This window comes from Nocardia sp. SYP-A9097, assembly GCF_009649815.1.
Taxonomy (GTDB): Bacteria; Actinomycetota; Actinomycetes; order Mycobacteriales; family Mycobacteriaceae; genus Nocardia.
In genome coordinates this window covers 29,231-44,040 of the sequence record NZ_WJIC01000044.1, presented here as the reverse complement: position 1 = coordinate 44,040, position 14,810 = coordinate 29,231, and the positions used below count along the sequence as shown (strand labels likewise).

Annotated in this window: 16 protein-coding genes; 6 read left to right on the top strand and 10 right to left on the bottom strand. The window is 65.3% G+C overall.

Going from position 1 to position 14,810, the window contains the following annotated elements:
- Positions 1-1,139: 1,139 nt before the first annotated feature.
- Positions 1,140-1,757: a helix-turn-helix domain-containing protein gene (locus GFY24_RS38435; protein ID WP_309231854.1), complete on the bottom strand. Its 618-nt coding sequence runs from the start codon at positions 1,755-1,757 to the stop codon at positions 1,140-1,142.
- A 124-nt stretch (positions 1,758-1,881) separates the two neighbouring features.
- Between GFY24_RS38435 and GFY24_RS38430 the strand changes: the two genes are divergently transcribed.
- Both GFY24_RS38430 and GFY24_RS38425 read left to right on the top strand, forming a co-directional pair.
- On the top strand, positions 1,882-2,652 hold the full coding sequence (locus GFY24_RS38430; protein WP_153810038.1) for an SDR family NAD(P)-dependent oxidoreductase: 771 nt from the start codon (positions 1,882-1,884) through the stop codon (positions 2,650-2,652).
- A gap of 129 nt (positions 2,653-2,781) precedes the next feature.
- Positions 2,782-3,123: a hypothetical protein gene (locus GFY24_RS38425; RefSeq protein WP_153810037.1), complete on the top strand. Its 342-nt coding sequence runs from the start codon at positions 2,782-2,784 to the stop codon at positions 3,121-3,123.
- 52 nt (positions 3,124-3,175) lie between these two features.
- Here GFY24_RS38425 and GFY24_RS38420 read toward each other — a convergent pair whose 3' ends face one another.
- The 6 genes from GFY24_RS38420 to GFY24_RS38395 form a co-directional block, all read right to left on the bottom strand.
- Complete coding sequence (locus GFY24_RS38420; RefSeq protein ID WP_153810036.1) at positions 3,176-3,922, bottom strand: short-chain dehydrogenase/reductase; 747 nt, start codon at positions 3,920-3,922, stop codon at positions 3,176-3,178.
- 31 nt (positions 3,923-3,953) lie between these two features.
- The gene (locus GFY24_RS38415; RefSeq protein WP_194853187.1) at positions 3,954-4,811 is read right to left on the bottom strand and encodes an SDR family oxidoreductase; all 858 of its coding nucleotides are present in this window, start codon (positions 4,809-4,811) and stop codon (positions 3,954-3,956) included.
- 144 nt (positions 4,812-4,955) lie between these two features.
- A complete protein-coding gene (locus GFY24_RS38410; RefSeq protein ID WP_153810034.1) occupies positions 4,956-5,480 on the bottom strand; it encodes a PadR family transcriptional regulator in 525 nt (174 codons plus the stop codon).
- Between the two features lie 173 nt (positions 5,481-5,653).
- On the bottom strand, positions 5,654-5,902 hold the full coding sequence (locus GFY24_RS38405) for a hypothetical protein (RefSeq protein ID WP_228567070.1): 249 nt from the start codon (positions 5,900-5,902) through the stop codon (positions 5,654-5,656).
- Positions 5,903-6,250, bottom strand: coding sequence for a DUF6247 family protein (locus tag GFY24_RS38400; RefSeq protein ID WP_153810033.1), 348 nt, complete (start codon positions 6,248-6,250; stop codon positions 5,903-5,905). It abuts the gene before it with no gap.
- A 205-nt stretch (positions 6,251-6,455) separates the two neighbouring features.
- A complete protein-coding gene (locus GFY24_RS38395) occupies positions 6,456-7,196 on the bottom strand; it encodes a TetR/AcrR family transcriptional regulator (RefSeq protein WP_194853186.1) in 741 nt (246 codons plus the stop codon).
- A gap of 79 nt (positions 7,197-7,275) precedes the next feature.
- Here GFY24_RS38395 and GFY24_RS38390 point away from each other — a divergent pair, with 79 nt between their 5' ends.
- Positions 7,276-7,938 carry a hypothetical protein gene (locus tag GFY24_RS38390; protein WP_153810032.1) on the top strand — a complete coding sequence of 221 codons (663 nt, stop codon included), beginning with the start codon at positions 7,276-7,278 and terminating at the stop codon, positions 7,936-7,938.
- A gap of 3 nt (positions 7,939-7,941) precedes the next feature.
- On the opposite strand, the gene ilvC is transcribed toward GFY24_RS38390, so the two are convergent.
- The 3 genes from ilvC to GFY24_RS38375 form a co-directional block, all read right to left on the bottom strand.
- Positions 7,942-8,943, bottom strand: coding sequence for a ketol-acid reductoisomerase (gene ilvC / locus GFY24_RS38385; protein WP_153810046.1), 1,002 nt, complete (start codon positions 8,941-8,943; stop codon positions 7,942-7,944).
- A gap of 107 nt (positions 8,944-9,050) precedes the next feature.
- Positions 9,051-9,554 (bottom strand): acetolactate synthase small subunit, encoded by a 504-nt coding sequence (gene ilvN / locus GFY24_RS38380; RefSeq protein WP_153810031.1) that lies wholly within the window; start codon positions 9,552-9,554, stop codon positions 9,051-9,053.
- A gap of 91 nt (positions 9,555-9,645) precedes the next feature.
- Complete coding sequence (locus tag GFY24_RS38375) at positions 9,646-11,598, bottom strand: acetolactate synthase large subunit (RefSeq protein ID WP_309231853.1); 1,953 nt, start codon at positions 11,596-11,598, stop codon at positions 9,646-9,648.
- Between the two features lie 297 nt (positions 11,599-11,895).
- Here GFY24_RS38375 and GFY24_RS38370 point away from each other — a divergent pair, with 297 nt between their 5' ends.
- The 3 genes from GFY24_RS38370 (at position 11,896) to GFY24_RS38360 (ending at position 14,741) form a co-directional block, all read left to right on the top strand.
- On the top strand, positions 11,896-12,459 hold the full coding sequence (locus GFY24_RS38370) for a PH domain-containing protein (RefSeq protein WP_309231852.1): 564 nt from the start codon (positions 11,896-11,898) through the stop codon (positions 12,457-12,459).
- A 128-nt stretch (positions 12,460-12,587) separates the two neighbouring features.
- Entirely contained in the window at positions 12,588-14,429 is a 1,842-nt protein-coding gene (ilvD, locus tag GFY24_RS38365) for a dihydroxy-acid dehydratase (protein WP_153810030.1), read from the top strand.
- A 12-nt stretch (positions 14,430-14,441) separates the two neighbouring features.
- Complete coding sequence (locus tag GFY24_RS38360) at positions 14,442-14,741, top strand: hypothetical protein (RefSeq protein WP_153810029.1); 300 nt, start codon at positions 14,442-14,444, stop codon at positions 14,739-14,741.
- Positions 14,742-14,810: the final 69 nt, after the last annotated feature.

Here is a 14,810-nt window from a genome sequence, read left to right as displayed (position 1 = left end):
ACCACCAAGATCCGCGAGTTCATCAACGGCTGGAACCCCCGCGCGAAACCGTTCGTCTGGACCAAGACCGCCGAGCAGATCCTCACCAAGGCCGACCGTCCAAAGACTTCAAATCCGACCCACTAGAGGAGGTTTGAACCGCTGCTGCGCCATCAGCGCAGCGAGAGCACGAGCGTCGGCCTCGACACCCAATCGGTCCGGTCCATCGGTATCGTCTCCGACGATTTTCGGGAGAAGGAGCATCCGCCATTCACGAAGCCGCTCCGCTTCCGAGTGCATCGCTTCCGGCGTGGATAGAAACTCCTGCAGGACTATCCGATCCAGCGCACCACCGCGCGTAGGCCTACCCGAAAAGTCGGGGTGCTGAGTAGCCAGATCTGTTGTCTTTCGGGAGACGCTGTCCGGACTCCGAAAGGACTCAGGACGCGCCTCTGCCGGATGGATCGGAAGTGAACGCAGCAAATCTGAGAGTTCGGCGACTCGGGGATCGTTCTGCCGCAGCTCGCGCCAGCCGTTTTGCATCACCAGATCGCACGCCAGGATCAACTCATCCCGCGTCCATGCAGGACTTCGAACCATGTGACCTAAGCTAGCTTCAGATGCTCTAGTTAGCAAGCGGCACAACCGAATTCGTCATCCGGTTGGTTCATCTACCGGATTTGAAGGGTCAGATATAGGGCGTCGGACTGGGGCGCAGGGGATTTCGGGGACTAGGTGTTGAGCATTAGGGCTGCCACGGTGGGGTCTACCGAGATGTTGTTGCGGCCGGCCAGGTTCACCGGGCAGGTTCACCGGGCAGATGTCTTGCAGGACAAGGTTTGTGGCGTTGGGCGTCTCGCGGTAGCCGCTGATGTACGGGATTACTTCCATGCCGGCTCGGGTGAGGAGGATGGTGTAGTGGACCTAGGGGGCGTAGACGCCGGCCGCCTGGAGGTTGGTGATGAAGTCCGAGATGGGAAGCATCCCTACGCAACCCAGCAGGTCGGGCGGAGGGCGTCGTAGACGGAGTCCTGCATATTCAACGCATAGGGGGAGTTGATGAAGGGGCGGCATGGATGCCGTGGACCAGGATGACCGGTTGGGGGTGTTCGGGGTGGGGGCGCAGGTCAAGTCGTTGCCGTCGGGCGCGAAACGCCGGACTAGACGCCGGCGCCCAGTGCGCGCATGCAGCGGACGACGAGGGCGGCGGGGGCCTCTCCCCCGGCGCTCGCCGCGGCCCACTGTTCCAGCGAGATTCGAATCGCTCCGGCGGCCGCCGCGGCGAGCAGGCGCAGGTGCACCGGGTCGGCTTGCGGTCCGGCCAAATCGGTGAGGACTCTTCGCAATTCGCGTTCGCCCTCCATATTGATGCGGTGCCAGACGGCGCGGAGGGCGGGATCGGTTTCCATGGCTTGGAGTAGGCCGCGGGTGAGTTCGAAGTCGTCGCCGTCGTCGACGGTCAGAGAGCGGACGGCGGCGGATTCGAGATCCGCGAGGGTGGGGAGGCGGCGCGGGCCGGAGGCGATGGCCTCGAACCAGCGCTGGGCGCCCGTGGTGAGCATGGGTTCGACGGCGTCCTGTTTGGTGCGCGCGTAGCGGTAGAAGGTGCGCAGGGCGATGCCGGCTTCGGCGGCGATGCGGTCGGCGGTGACCTCGTTGGTGCCGTGTTCGGCGAAGAGGCGGGCCGCGATACGCGCGATATCCAGGCGGGTTTCGGACTTGCGGCGTTCAGCCAGGGTGGGCCGGGACAATGCTGGTCGAGGGTGCGATACGGGCACTCCGCCTCCTCCGGCTCGGGTATGTGGAAGACAATCCTAGTCGCTGGGATGTCAGCATGGCACGCCGTGCCATATGGGCGTAGCGTGACAAGCAAGAGGTTGGAATCGAAAAGGAGACTTCGCAATGGAGCGTTTCACCGATCGCCGAGTACTCATCACCGGCGCGGGCTCGGGTATCGGCCGGGCCACCGTGCATCGCGTACTCGCCGAGGGCGGGCAGGTTGTGGCCGCCGATATCAATGAGGCGGGGTTGGCCGAGACCGCCAAGCAGGCCGCGGAGAACGGTAATGCGGAGCGGCTCAGCACGGTCACCATTGATATCGGTAATGAGGATTCGGTGCGGGCGGGTGTCGCCACCGCCGTCGAGACGCTCGGCGGGCTGGACGCGCTGATCAACGCCGCCGGGATTCTGCGGTCCGCGCACACCCATGAGATGCCGCTCGAGGACTTCACCAAGATCATTACCGTGAATTTGACCGGTACCTTCCTGATGATTCGCGAATCGCTTCCGGCACTGCTGGAATCGAATAGGGGCGTAATCGTCAACTTCACCTCGACCTCGGCGTTCTTCGCGCACCCGTACATGACCGCGTACGCCGCGTCCAAGGGCGGCATCATGTCCATGACGCACGCGCTCGCCGCGGAATACAGCAAGCAGGGCCTGCGCGTGGTTGCCGTTGCGCCGGGCTCGATTTCGAGCGATATGACCGACGGCCGCGGCCCGGGCCTGCCCGCGGACGCCGATCTGAGCCTGTTCATGAAGCTGATCCCGGGCATCGGCCAGGGCTTCGCCTCGCCGGATACCGTCGCCGGCGTGGTCGCCATGCTCGCCTCCGATGACGGCGCGTTCATCACCGGCACCGAGATCCGCATCGACGGCGGCACGCACTACTGAGTCGCACAAGGGTTCTCGGGGACGACCCCGGGAACCCGTCATACCGTCGGACTACCCGGACCCTGAATTCTCACCGAACTCTGTTCATGCCATACCTTTTCGGCGACGAAGTTCGGCACAGTGAACGGCATGAGCTCGACGAGAAACAATTCCGCACGACGGCTGATCGCCCGGGTGGTTGTGGCCGGGTCGATCGCCATGATTCCCCTTGCCGCGGTATCGATTCCAGCACTGGCAGACACCCCTGCCGGACCGGATGTCACCGCGGTGAATCGGCCGCACTGGGATGACCGAGACGACTGGAACAATCCCTGGGATCGCAATAACCCCTGGGATCGGAACAATCCGTGGGACCGCGACGACTGGCGCGATCGGCACGACCACTGGGACAACCGCGATCAGTGGAATCGCGATCCCTTCCGCTCGTTCCTGCGCCAGTGGGTGCCCACCGGATCCTTCGGGAGTCGTTGACTCCCTTCATGAAAGGGCCCGGCATCGGTTGGGGTGCCGGGCCGTCGCATATTCAGGCGGCGCTGAGCCCAGCGTCGACGGTGAGGATCGTTCCGGAGGTGTAGGCCGAGCGATCCGAGGCGAGAAACGCTGCCGCGTCCGCGATTTCGCGCGGTGTGGCCGGGCGGGCGAAGGGGAAATCCGCCGCCATGGCACGGAAGCGATCACTGGAATCGATGAGCTTGGTGATGCGTTCGGTCGCGACCGGGCCGGGATTGATGCCCACCACGCGGATACCGTCGCGCCAACTGCGACCACCCAGGGCGCGGGTGAAGGCCATGAGCGCGGCGTTGCCGGTACTGCCGGCGATGTAGTCGAAATCGGGGCGCTCCCCCGCCGCGCCGATGTCATTGATGATGACGCCGCGCCCGTGCCGCTTCATGCGGGCGTAGACGAGCCGGGTGAGGTTGATATATCCGAAGACCTTGAGCTCCCAGCCGTGCCGCCAAGCCGTATCGTCCACGGCCGCAAGCGATCCGGCGGGGATATCGCCGGCGTTGTTGACCAGGATATGCGGGCCGTCGGTCACCTCGGCGAGGCGCTCGATATCGGCTTGGTCCCGCAGGTCGGCACGATGAGTCTCGATCCGCACGCCGTATTCGGCGCGCAGTCGGTCGGCGATCTCGTCCAACCGCTCCTTGCCACGTGCGGCCAGGTGCAGCTGGCAGCCTTCGGCGGCGAGCACCTCCGCGACGGCCACACCTATGCCCGCCGAGGCTCCGGTAATGAGGGCAGTGCGCCCGGTAAGTCCCAAATCCATTGGTTGACTTTCTGATTCGATTCGACTGCGCTCAACGCGTCGGCTGGATACCGGATACGCCCAGCACCCGGGCAACGAGACGGTCACGCAGGCGCGGGGACAGGCGACTGAGCCAGACTGCTTGGCGCGCATCGGATCCCGCGGTGTAGTACGCCTTCGGACTACGAGCCACCACCGCCGCGCGGATCACCCCGACCACGACATCGACCGGGGCGAACCGCTGCCCGGCCATGGCCTTGTCCAGCGCCACGAACTGCCGCTCATACAGTGCGACACGGCGCGGATCCGTCTGCGCCAACGACTCCTGCGCTGCCGCACCGGATTTCGCGAAGATCTCGGTCCGCATGGCTCCGGGCTGAATGACCGAGACGGGAATCCCCCACGGCGCCAACTCGACCCGCAGGGAATCCGAAAACGATTCCAGCGCGGCCTTACTCGCGCCGATCGGACCCAGGAACGGCGGTGACACACGCGCACTCGCGGCACTGATATTGATGATTCGCCCACCACCCTCGCGCAAGAGCGGCAGGAAAGCCTGAATCATCTGCACCGGCCCGGCCACATTGACCTGGAACTGGCGCCGCAGTTCGGCGGGCGGAACCAGCTCCACGGGGCCTTGCACCAGCACTCCGGCATTGTTGATCAGCGCGTACAGCCCCGCGCCATCCTGTCGTTTGGTCACCGCCGCCACGGCAGCGGCAATGCTGTCGGTGTCGGTGACATCGATGCGAATCTGGGTGATGCCGTTGACATCCAGTTCGGGAGTCGCGGTGCGCACACCCGCGTAGATATGAAAACCCTTGTCGGCCAATGCGATTGCGGCAGCCTTGCCGATACCGCCGGTGGCTCCAGTGATCAGGACTGCACGAACGGAACTATTCGTTGCCATGGTGATCCTCGGGATCGAATCGGTGAATGGCACCCTCGGGTGCATGACCCAGAGTACATGTCCCTTAGGACATGTCAACGGGCGCGGATAGATTCCATCGGCCGAAACCGACTGCCGCCCTACCGATTACCACAGGTGACAGCCCTACCGCTGATTCTCCTCGCGCGCCCACTCGGCCCACTCGGCCAACGCGTCGTACAGCCGAATTCCGGCTTCGATGGAAATCCGCTTGGAACGATTGTGCGGTTCGGTCCCGAAATCCCCGCGATCCTTGGCCGCGGCCAGCTCGCGATACATCGCCGCGGTATCGCTGAAGAACTTCTCCTCCTGCTCCAGATGCCGATCCAGATCCTCGGAATCCATCAGCCAGAAGAAGAACGACCGCAACAGCGGCTCCACCCGCAGCGTGTGGTCGACGTCCTCCTCGGTCAACCAGCGCCGCACCTCGGCCAATCCGGCATCGGTGACCCGATACGACTTGCGCCCGCGCGCGCCCTCACTCTCCAACTCGATCAGCCCGGCCTCGAGCAGCCGCGCCAACTCCGCGTAGATCTTCGGATGCCGCGCCGGCCACACCGGACCCAGCGCCTCCTGAAACCGCTGTGCCAGGTCGTATCCGCTCGCCGGCCCCTCGGCCAGCAACCCAAGCAAACCGTGCCGCAACGACATCGAACAGCCTCTCCTCGCGCTTGCACCCATCATCACATCCGGGCCGGACCCGCCGGTCCGATAGTTCGGCCGCCGTCGCGACCGCCCGATCGGTATCGAGTTCCGCTCGTCACTCCTGTCGCGAATCGCCGCAGCTATCCGGAATCTCCTGCACCGCACAGTGATTGATGGGCTCAGCCAAGCCACTGAACTTTGAGGACATCGACCTTACGTTCGGACTCCACGATCAAATATGTGATCAGCCCGAGACGCGCGAAATCGAGCACGCGCACTGCGCCGTCCGGCTTGGCGGGGTTGATGGGGCGGCCATTCCAGGGCACCACTTCGAGCACAGTGAATGCCTCGGCAAAGGAGAGCAAGGCCTCGTAGGGAAGTGCGTCGATCTGGTCCTGCGCCTCACCCGTAGTGTCGACGGAGTACACCTATCGAGTTCGCAGTCGTTCGGCAATCTTCGCCTTGATTACCTCACCGGACACACTGTCCGGCGGTGTCCCATCCCGCAACCTACGTTCGAGCGCTCCTTCAGCCTTCTCGATCGCACGGAAAAAGCTCCCGGGCTCTGCTACCTCCAAGGCGGCGCGAATCCGCCACACCGAAAGAAAACTGTGGATCAGCGTGATATCCCTCGACCGTTTGGCCTGGTCCATCATGGTGTCCCAGTCACGATCGAAAGCCGCCGCCACGTCCGCGGGCAGACACGCACGAATCGACACCGGATCGGCATCGGGGACGTACGGTCGCGAGTCGGGCTTCGCAGCGGACGAAGACATACGGCCATGGTAGTCCGCGGGTACGTCCACCTCCCCGAATAGCAGAGACCCGCCGGTCGTGACGCTCCAGCGGATCTCCGATCTCGCGAAAACCCTTCTGCGGTCTCGATGATGGGACGGTCGACTCAACACATCAGGCCGCCATCGAGCAGGCGCACCAACTCGAGGTAGATCTTCCGATGCCGGGCGGGCCGGGCCCGCCCGGTCAGCGTTCGACGGCGGCCGCCACGCCGTCGAGTATCAGATCCAGGCCGAAGGCGAAGTCCTGGTCGGCGGATTCGGATGGCTCGGGAATCGCCTCGAAGAGGCCGGAGCCGAGTAGCGCGGTGACATCGGGGAATCGCGCCGGGTCGGCGACCTCGGTCAGCTCACGGACATAGTTCCGGAGCGCCTGCGCCTCATCGAGCTGGGCCGCATCCCAACTCTCCGACAACTGGCGATCCAGCACGAATGCGTGCCGCACATACCCGCCGACCACCGTGATGACGCCGATTTTCGCCGCCCAGCCCAGCCCGGTCTCGCGCAGCGTGCGCAACCCGGCGTCCATCCATGAGACGGCGTTCGGCCCGCGCGGTGGTCCGGTCACCGGCAACTGCGCCAGCCAGGGTCGGCGACGGTAGACCGCCGATTGTGCCACCGCCCAGCCGCGCAGCGCGGGACGCCATGGGGCAGTGGCGAATTCGGGCACGGGCCCGAGTCCCGCGTCGGCCATGAGTCCGACCAGCTCCTCCTTGGACCCAATGTGGCGATACAGCGACATGGGCGTAACCGACAGTGCCGCAGCGATTTTCGGCAGCGTGGCGGCGGCGAGACCACCTTCGTCTGCCAGCCGTACCGCGGTGTCGACTACTCGATCGATATCGAGTTCGGCCGGCCGCCCCAGCCTGGGGCCGGTGCGCAGTCGCCAGAGTCGTACCAGGTTGTCGGGCAGTGTCGGCTCGGCCATGCTGCGGTTTTCCTCCTCGTTGAGACCGTTGCCGAGATTAACATAGACCTTATAGTATAAGTCTTATACTATCGCTGGCATGGATTCGTCGACTCTCCGCCGCACCACCGGCACGGCCGCCCTGATCGGGGCGGCACTCACACTGATCGAAGTGCCGCTCTACTTCATGTACGACGGGCCGCCACCGGACTGGAATGTGTTCACCCGCAGCCTGTTCGGGCTCGCGGGCATCACCTCTCTGATCGTCTTCATGACCGGATTCGGCTTCCTGGTGAAACGTGCCGAGCCCGAAGCGGATTGGCTCGGCGCGCTCGCCACCAATGCCGGATTGGCCTGGCTGACAGTGGCTTTGGTCTCCACCGGACTCGAGGTGGGCGCGGTCATCCAGGCCGCCGACCCGATCGACCCCACAATTACGGTCAGCGGCACCTACATCCTGTACGGCACCATCTCCCGCTTCCTGGAGGCACTCTTCTTCTGCGCCTTCGGATTTGCCGTCCAGCAGACCGCGGTACTCCCCCAGTGGACGGCCCGCTCGGCCTTCGTACTGGCCGCCATCCACCTGGCGTTCGTGCCGTCCCTGTTCTTCGGGAACACCCCCGCCAACTTCTACGCCGCCAACGGCTGGGGCACCACCGCCACCATGGGCGGACTCACCATGCTGTGGCTACTGGCCATAGGACGCGAAACGGCCCGGCACCCCCGAAAGGTGCCGGGCCGTGTCAGCGCCGAAAGCGCTTGAGACTTAAGCGGTCTCGGTGATGGGCCGGTCGACCCAGCTCATCAGGCCGCGCAGCTTGGCGCCGGTGACCTCGATGGGGTGCTCGGCGTTGGCCTTACGCAGACCCTCGAGCTCCTTGTTGCCGCCCTCGACGTTCGCGACGAGGCGCTTGACGAAGGTGCCGTCCTGGATGTCGGTCAGGATCGCCTTCATGCGCTCCTTGGTGCCGGCGTCGATGACGCGCGGGCCGGACAGGTAGCCACCGAATTCGGCGGTGTCCGAGACCGAGTAGTTCATGCGGGCGATGCCACCCTCGTACATGAGGTCGACGATCAGCTTGAGCTCGTGCAGCACCTCGAAGTAGGCCATCTCGGGGGCGTAGCCCGCCTCGACCATGACCTCGAAGCCGGTCTTGACCAGTTCCTCGGTGCCACCGCAGAGCACGGCCTGCTCACCGAAGAGGTCGGTCTCGGTCTCTTCCTTGAAGGTGGTCTTGATGACGCCCGCGCGGGTGCCGCCGATGCCCTTGGCGTAGGACAGCGCCAGCGCCTGGCCCTCGCCGGTCGGGTCCTGGTCCACGGCGATCAGGGCCGGAACGCCCTTGCCGTCGACGAACTGGCGACGCACCAGGTGGCCCGGGCCCTTCGGGGCGACCATGGCGACGGTGACGTTGGCCGGAGCCTTGATCAGACCGAAGTGGATGTTCAGGCCGTGGCCGAAGAACAGCGCGTCGCCGTCCTTCAGGTTGGGCTCGATGTCATTGGTGAAGATGGACGCCTGCGCGGTGTCGGGCGCGAGGACCATGATCACGTCGGCCCAGGCGGAGACCTCGGCGGGGGTGCCGACGGTCAGACCGGCCTCTTCGGCCTTCGGACGGGACTTGGAACCCTCGGCCAGGCCGACGCGGACGTCGACGCCCGAGTCGCGCAGGCTCAGCGAGTGGGCGTGGCCCTGGCTGCCGTAGCCGATGACCGCGACCTTCTTGCCCTGGATGATCGACAGGTCAGCGTCGTCGTCGTAGAACATCTCGACTGCCACTTGGGTTTCTCCTTCTGGATTCTGTGTCTGAGTTATGGGCCCCGGCGCACAGCATGCCGGGGTGACGAGCGATTGGCCGCCAGGGCGGCCGGTTACTAGCGAGTCGCGGTGATGGACTTGGGTCCACGGCCCACTGCGACAACTCCGGACTGCACGATCTCACGGATGCCGTACGGCTCCATCATGCGCAGCAGTGCGTCGAGCTTGGAGCGGGTGCCGGTCGCCTCGATGGTCAGCGCATCGGGCGACACGTCGATCACCTTGGCGCGGAAAAGGTTCACCGCCTCGATCACCTGGGTGCGCACGCTGGCATCGGCGCGCACCTTCACCAGGATCAGTTCGCGGGCGACGGAACTGTCGTCGTCCTGCTCCACGATCTTGATGACATTGACCAGCTTGTTCAGCTGCTTGGTGACCTGCTCCAGCGGCAGATCCTCCACCGTCACGACGATGGTCATGCGGGAGATCTCGGGAATCTCGGTGCCGCCCACCGCGAGCGACTCGATATTGAAGCCGCGGCGGGAGAACAGGCTGGCGACACGCGCGAGCACGCCGGGCTTGTCCTCCACCAGCACGGAGAGGGTGTGGGTCGTGCTCATGCTGCGTCCTTCTTTCCGGACCGAGCGGGGCCCTCCGTGGTTACACTGCGCAAGCGCTGGGTGGTGGAGCGACGCCTCCGGGCCTGACCGCTCACTCCGAGGTCCCCTTCTGGGCGGCCTGTTCGTGGGCGGTCAGCGTGGCCTGCTCGTGCAACATCGCCTCGTGGATGATGGCCGGCTCGGCGACCTGCTCGTCCTCGTCGAACAGCGGGCGGATGCCACGCGCGGCCATGATCTCGTCATTGGAGGTGCCGGCGGCGACCATCGGCCACACCTGCGCGTCCTTGCCGACGATGAAATCGATCACCACGGGACGGTCGTTGATCGACTGCGCCTCCCGGATCGCGGCCTCCACGTCCTCTTCCTTCTCCACGCGAATGCCATGGCAGCCAAGGGCTTCGGCGAGCTTCACGAAATCGGGAATGCGCAGGGTGTGGGTGCCCAGATCGGTGTTCGAGTAGCGCTTGTCGTAGAACAGGGTCTGCCACTGGCGGACCATGCCCAGGTTGCCGTTGTTGATGAGCGCGACCTTGATCGGCACACCTTCCACGGCACAGGTGGCGAGTTCCTGATTGGTCATCTGGAAGCAGCCGTCACCGTCGATGGCCCAGACCTCGCGGTCCGGCATGCCCATCTTGGCGCCCATGGCGGCGGGCACGGCGTAGCCCATGGTGCCCAGGCCACCGGAGTTCAGCCAGGTACGCGGCTTCTCGTACTTGATGAACTGCGCGGCCCACATCTGATGCTGACCGACGCCGGCGCAGTAGATGGCGTCCGGTCCGGCGAGCTGGCCCAGCTTCTCGATGACGAACTCGGGCGAGAGCGAACCGTCGGACGGGGTCTTCCAGCCCAGCGGGAACTGATCGCGAATGCCGGACAGGTAGGTCCACCAGTCGGTGAGCTGCAGCAGCGGGGTGCCGGTGGCGGCCGGGTCGGCCTTCAACGTCTCGATGAGTTCGGTGATGACCTCACGGCAGTCGCCCACGATCGGGACGTCCGCGTGCCGGTTCTTGCCGATCTCGGCCGGGTCGATATCGGCGTGGATGACCTTGGCGTTCATGGCGAAGGAGTCCAGCTGACCGGTGACACGGTCGTCGAAACGCGCGCCGAGGGTGATCAGCAGGTCCGACTTCTGCAGCGCCGCAACGGCTCCCACGGTGCCGTGCATACCGGGCATACCCATGTTGAGGGTGTGCGTATCGGGGAACGCGCCGCGGGCCATCAGCGTGGTGACGACCGGGATACCGGTCAGCTCGGCCAGTTCGAGCAGCTCCGCCGAGGCGTCGGCCTTGATGACCCCGCCGCCGACGTAGAGCACGGGGGCCTTGGCCTCCATGATCATGCGGGCGGCCTCGCGCACCTGCTTACCGTGTGGCTTGGTCACCGGACGGTAGCCGGGGAGACGCATCTCCGGCGGCCAGCTGAAGGTGGTCTGCGCCTGCAGCACATCCTTGGGGATATCGACCAGGACCGCACCCGGTCGACCGGAGGAGGCGAGATGGAACGCCTCGGCCAGCATGCGCGGGATATCGATCGGGTCGGTGACCAGGAAGTTGTGCTTCGTGCACGCCATGGTGATGCCGGAGATGTCGGCTTCCTGGAAGGCGTCGGTACCGATCAGGCTGCGCCCGACCTGGCCGGTGATGGCCACCAGCGGCACCGAATCCATCTGGGCATCCGCGATCGGGGTCACAAGATTGGTCGCGCCCGGACCGGATGTGGCCATACACACACCGACCTTGCCGGTTGCCTGGGCGTAGCCGGTGGCAGCGTGGCCGCCGCCCTGCTCATGGCGGACCAGCACGTGGCGGACCTTGACCGAGTCGAACAGCGGGTCGTAGACGGGAAGAATCGCGCCGCCCGGAATACCGAAAACCGTGTCGACGCCGAGCTCCTCGAGGGAACGGACAACAGACTGCGCGCCGGTGACCCGCTCGGGCGGGACCTGGCGGCGGTTCGGAGTGGTGGCCGGAGCCGGGGCCGCGGGGGCCGTAGGCGCGGGCCGTCGGGCCGAGGGCCCGGGTCGGGCGGTAGGTGCGCTCACCGTCTGGTTCCTTACTGCTTGTCGTTCCAGTTCATGGACTTGCCTGAACACAAAAAAGCCCTCGACAGCCAGGGCTGTTCGAGGGTGGCGCGTCGCAGCTGCGAGCTGACGTAATTGACTCTATAGTCGTCGGCTCAGCGCTGGACGCGCCGGCCGATTACGAGCAACTCGATTCGATTCACGCGCTCGACGGTATGCGCGCATGAGCCGCGGAGTCAAACATCTGACCATGTGTGTCTCATTATGTGAGACATAGCGGTTGTTCGGGTTCGTTCAACACAATGCGAGGATGGGGGTGTGTCATCACCGCATCAGTCCGTGCCACCGGCGCAATCGTCCCACACGCCCGACTCCGGATCGGACACGGGTCGCGTGATCCGCATCCCCCGGCTAGCGCATATCGGAGTCTTCCTACTGCTGTTCTGCGCGGCTTTCCCGTTCTTCGGGGCGCCGCGTGTGCTGTGGGTGCTGTTCGCCATACCGCTCGCCGTGGCGGTGTGGGTGGAGCGCACCCGGACCACTGTCTCCACGTCCGGAATCGATGTGCGGAGCATGTTCTCCGGCATGCACATCGACTGGTCTCAGGTGAAGGGTCTGCGCATCCCGAAGCGTGGGTATCTACAGCTGCATCTGGCCGATGATTCGGACGTGACGCTGCCCGCGGTGAGCTATGACCGGCTCTCGGATCTGGTCGCAGCATCCGGCGGGCGAATCCCGGATCCGTTCCTCGAGGACGCGGACGCGGCCGCGGCCGCCGAGCCCGAAGCGGCCGCGGCCGAGACCGAATCGACCACGGCCCAACCCGAATCGGTCGAAGGCGACACCCCGAAGACCAGCGAAAGCGACAACTCCGGCAACTAGCGGCGTGTCGGGGTGCGAGGTTTCGGGCGCTGACGGGGATCGATCCGCACGGGAGTAACGTTGGAACGCGCCGAAAGTATTCGGCGTAGTCGCCGACCAGCCCCCTGCGACGAGAACCCGAGGACCCAATGCCACCGCTTCGCTCACGCACCACCACCATCGGACGCAATGCCGCGGGCGCTCGCTCGCTATGGCGCGCGACCGGTCTCACCGACTCCGACTTCGGCAAGCCGATTGTCGCCATCGCGAACTCGTATACGCAGTTCGTACCGGGTCACGTCCACCTCAAGGACGTGGGCGAGATTGTGGCCGAGGCGGTTCGGGCGGCGGGCGGTGTACCGCGCGAGTTCCACACCATCGCGGTCGATGACGGTATTGCCATGGGTCACGGCGGCATGCTGTATTCGCTGCCCTCGCGCGAGATCATCGCGGACTCTGTCGAGTACATGGCCAATGCGCACACCGCTGACGCGCTGGTCTGTATCTCCAACTGCGACAAGATCACTCCCGGCATGTTGAACGCCGCCATGCGGTTGAACATCCCCGCCGTATTCGTCTCCGGCGGTCCGATGGAGGCCGGTAAGGCCGTGGTCGTCGACGGTGTGGCGCAGGCCCCGACCGATTTGATCACCGCCATCTCCGCCTCCGCCTCGCAGACGGTTACCGATGAGGGCCTGGACGAGGTCGAGCGCAGCGCGTGCCCGACCTGTGGGTCCTGCTCGGGCATGTTCACCGCGAATTCGATGAACTGCCTCACCGAGGCACTGGGTCTGGCACTGCCGGGCAATGGCTCGACCCTGGCCACACATGAGGCGCGGCGCGCGCTGTTCCAGCGGGCCGGGCGGGTCATCGTCGATATCGCCAACCGCTGGTACCAGCAGGACGACGCCTCGGTGCTGCCGCGAAATGTGGCCACCGCCAAGGCTTTCCGCAATGCCATGGCCCTGGATGTGGCGATGGGCGGCTCCACCAATACGGTGCTGCACACCCTGGCCGCCGCGCAGGAGGGTGAGATCGAATTCGATCTGCAGACCATCGACGAGATCTCGCGTCGGGTGCCCTGCCTGTCGAAGGTCTCGCCGAACTCGGATTACCACATGGAGGATGTGCACCGCGCCGGTGGCATTCCGGCCATCCTCGGCGAGCTGCGCCGCGGCGGGCTGCTGGAAACCGATGTGACCAATGTGCACTCGGAGTCCTTCGAGCAGTGGCTGGACGATTGGGATATCCGCTCCGGCAAGGCCACCGACGAGGCCGTCGAGCTGTTCCATGCCGCGCCGGGTGGTGTGCGCACCACCGAACCGTTCTCCACCGCGAACCGCTGGTCCTCCCTCGATACCGATGCCGAGGGCGGCTGCATTCGCGATATCGCGCACGCCTACACCGTCGAGGGCGGGCTGTGCGTGCTGCGCGGCAATATCGCACCCGATGGCGCGGTCCTCAAGACCGCGGGTATCGATGAGGATCTGTACACCTTCGAGGGTCCGGCCGTGGTGGTCGAATCCCAGGAGGAGGCCGTTTCCATGATCCTGGGCAAGAAGATTCAGCCCGGCGATGTGGTCGTGGTGCGCTACGAGGGTCCGGCGGGCGGTCCGGGTATGCAGGAGATGCTGCACCCGACCTCGTTTCTCAAGGGTCTGGGCCTGGGCAAGGTCTGCGCGCTGATCACCGACGGCCGCTTCTCCGGCGGTACGTCCGGCCTGTCCATCGGCCATGTGTCGCCCGAGGCTGCCAGCGGTGGCGCGATCGGTTTGATCGAGAACGGTGACCGCATTCGGATCGATGTGCACACGCGTGCTCTCGAATTGCTGGTACCCGATGAGGTTCTCGCGGAGCGCCGGGTGAAAATGGAAGCGTCCGAACGGCCTTGGCAGCCCGTGAATCGCGAGCGCCCGGTCACCACCGCGTTGCGGGCATACGCCGCGTTGGCGACCTCGGCTGATAAGGGAGCCGTGCGGCGGGTGCCGTAAGAAAGAGCAGACATGACAATCGAATACGTCGGCAAGGCCGATACGATGCTGGCCGAGTACAGCGCGATGCTGGAGCGTTGCGATGTCCGCAATGCCAAGGCGAAGGTGCTCCTGGCCGAGGCCGAGGAGCTTGCCTCGGAGTCCCGTGAACTCGCGAACGAGGAGTTCATGGCGTCCCCCGCCGACGCGGCCGATATCGCCGCCCACCGAGCGGTGCTGAACGAGCAGATCGACGCGAAGTCCGCCGAAGTCGTTCGCCTGCACCAGGAAACCTTCACCGAGTGGGAACGCTTCAACGCAACGCAGTGGTGAGCTGACAGCACAAACCGAGCGGCCCGGCCTGATCGAATCAGGCCGGGCCGCTTGCTGTCTCGTCGAGAA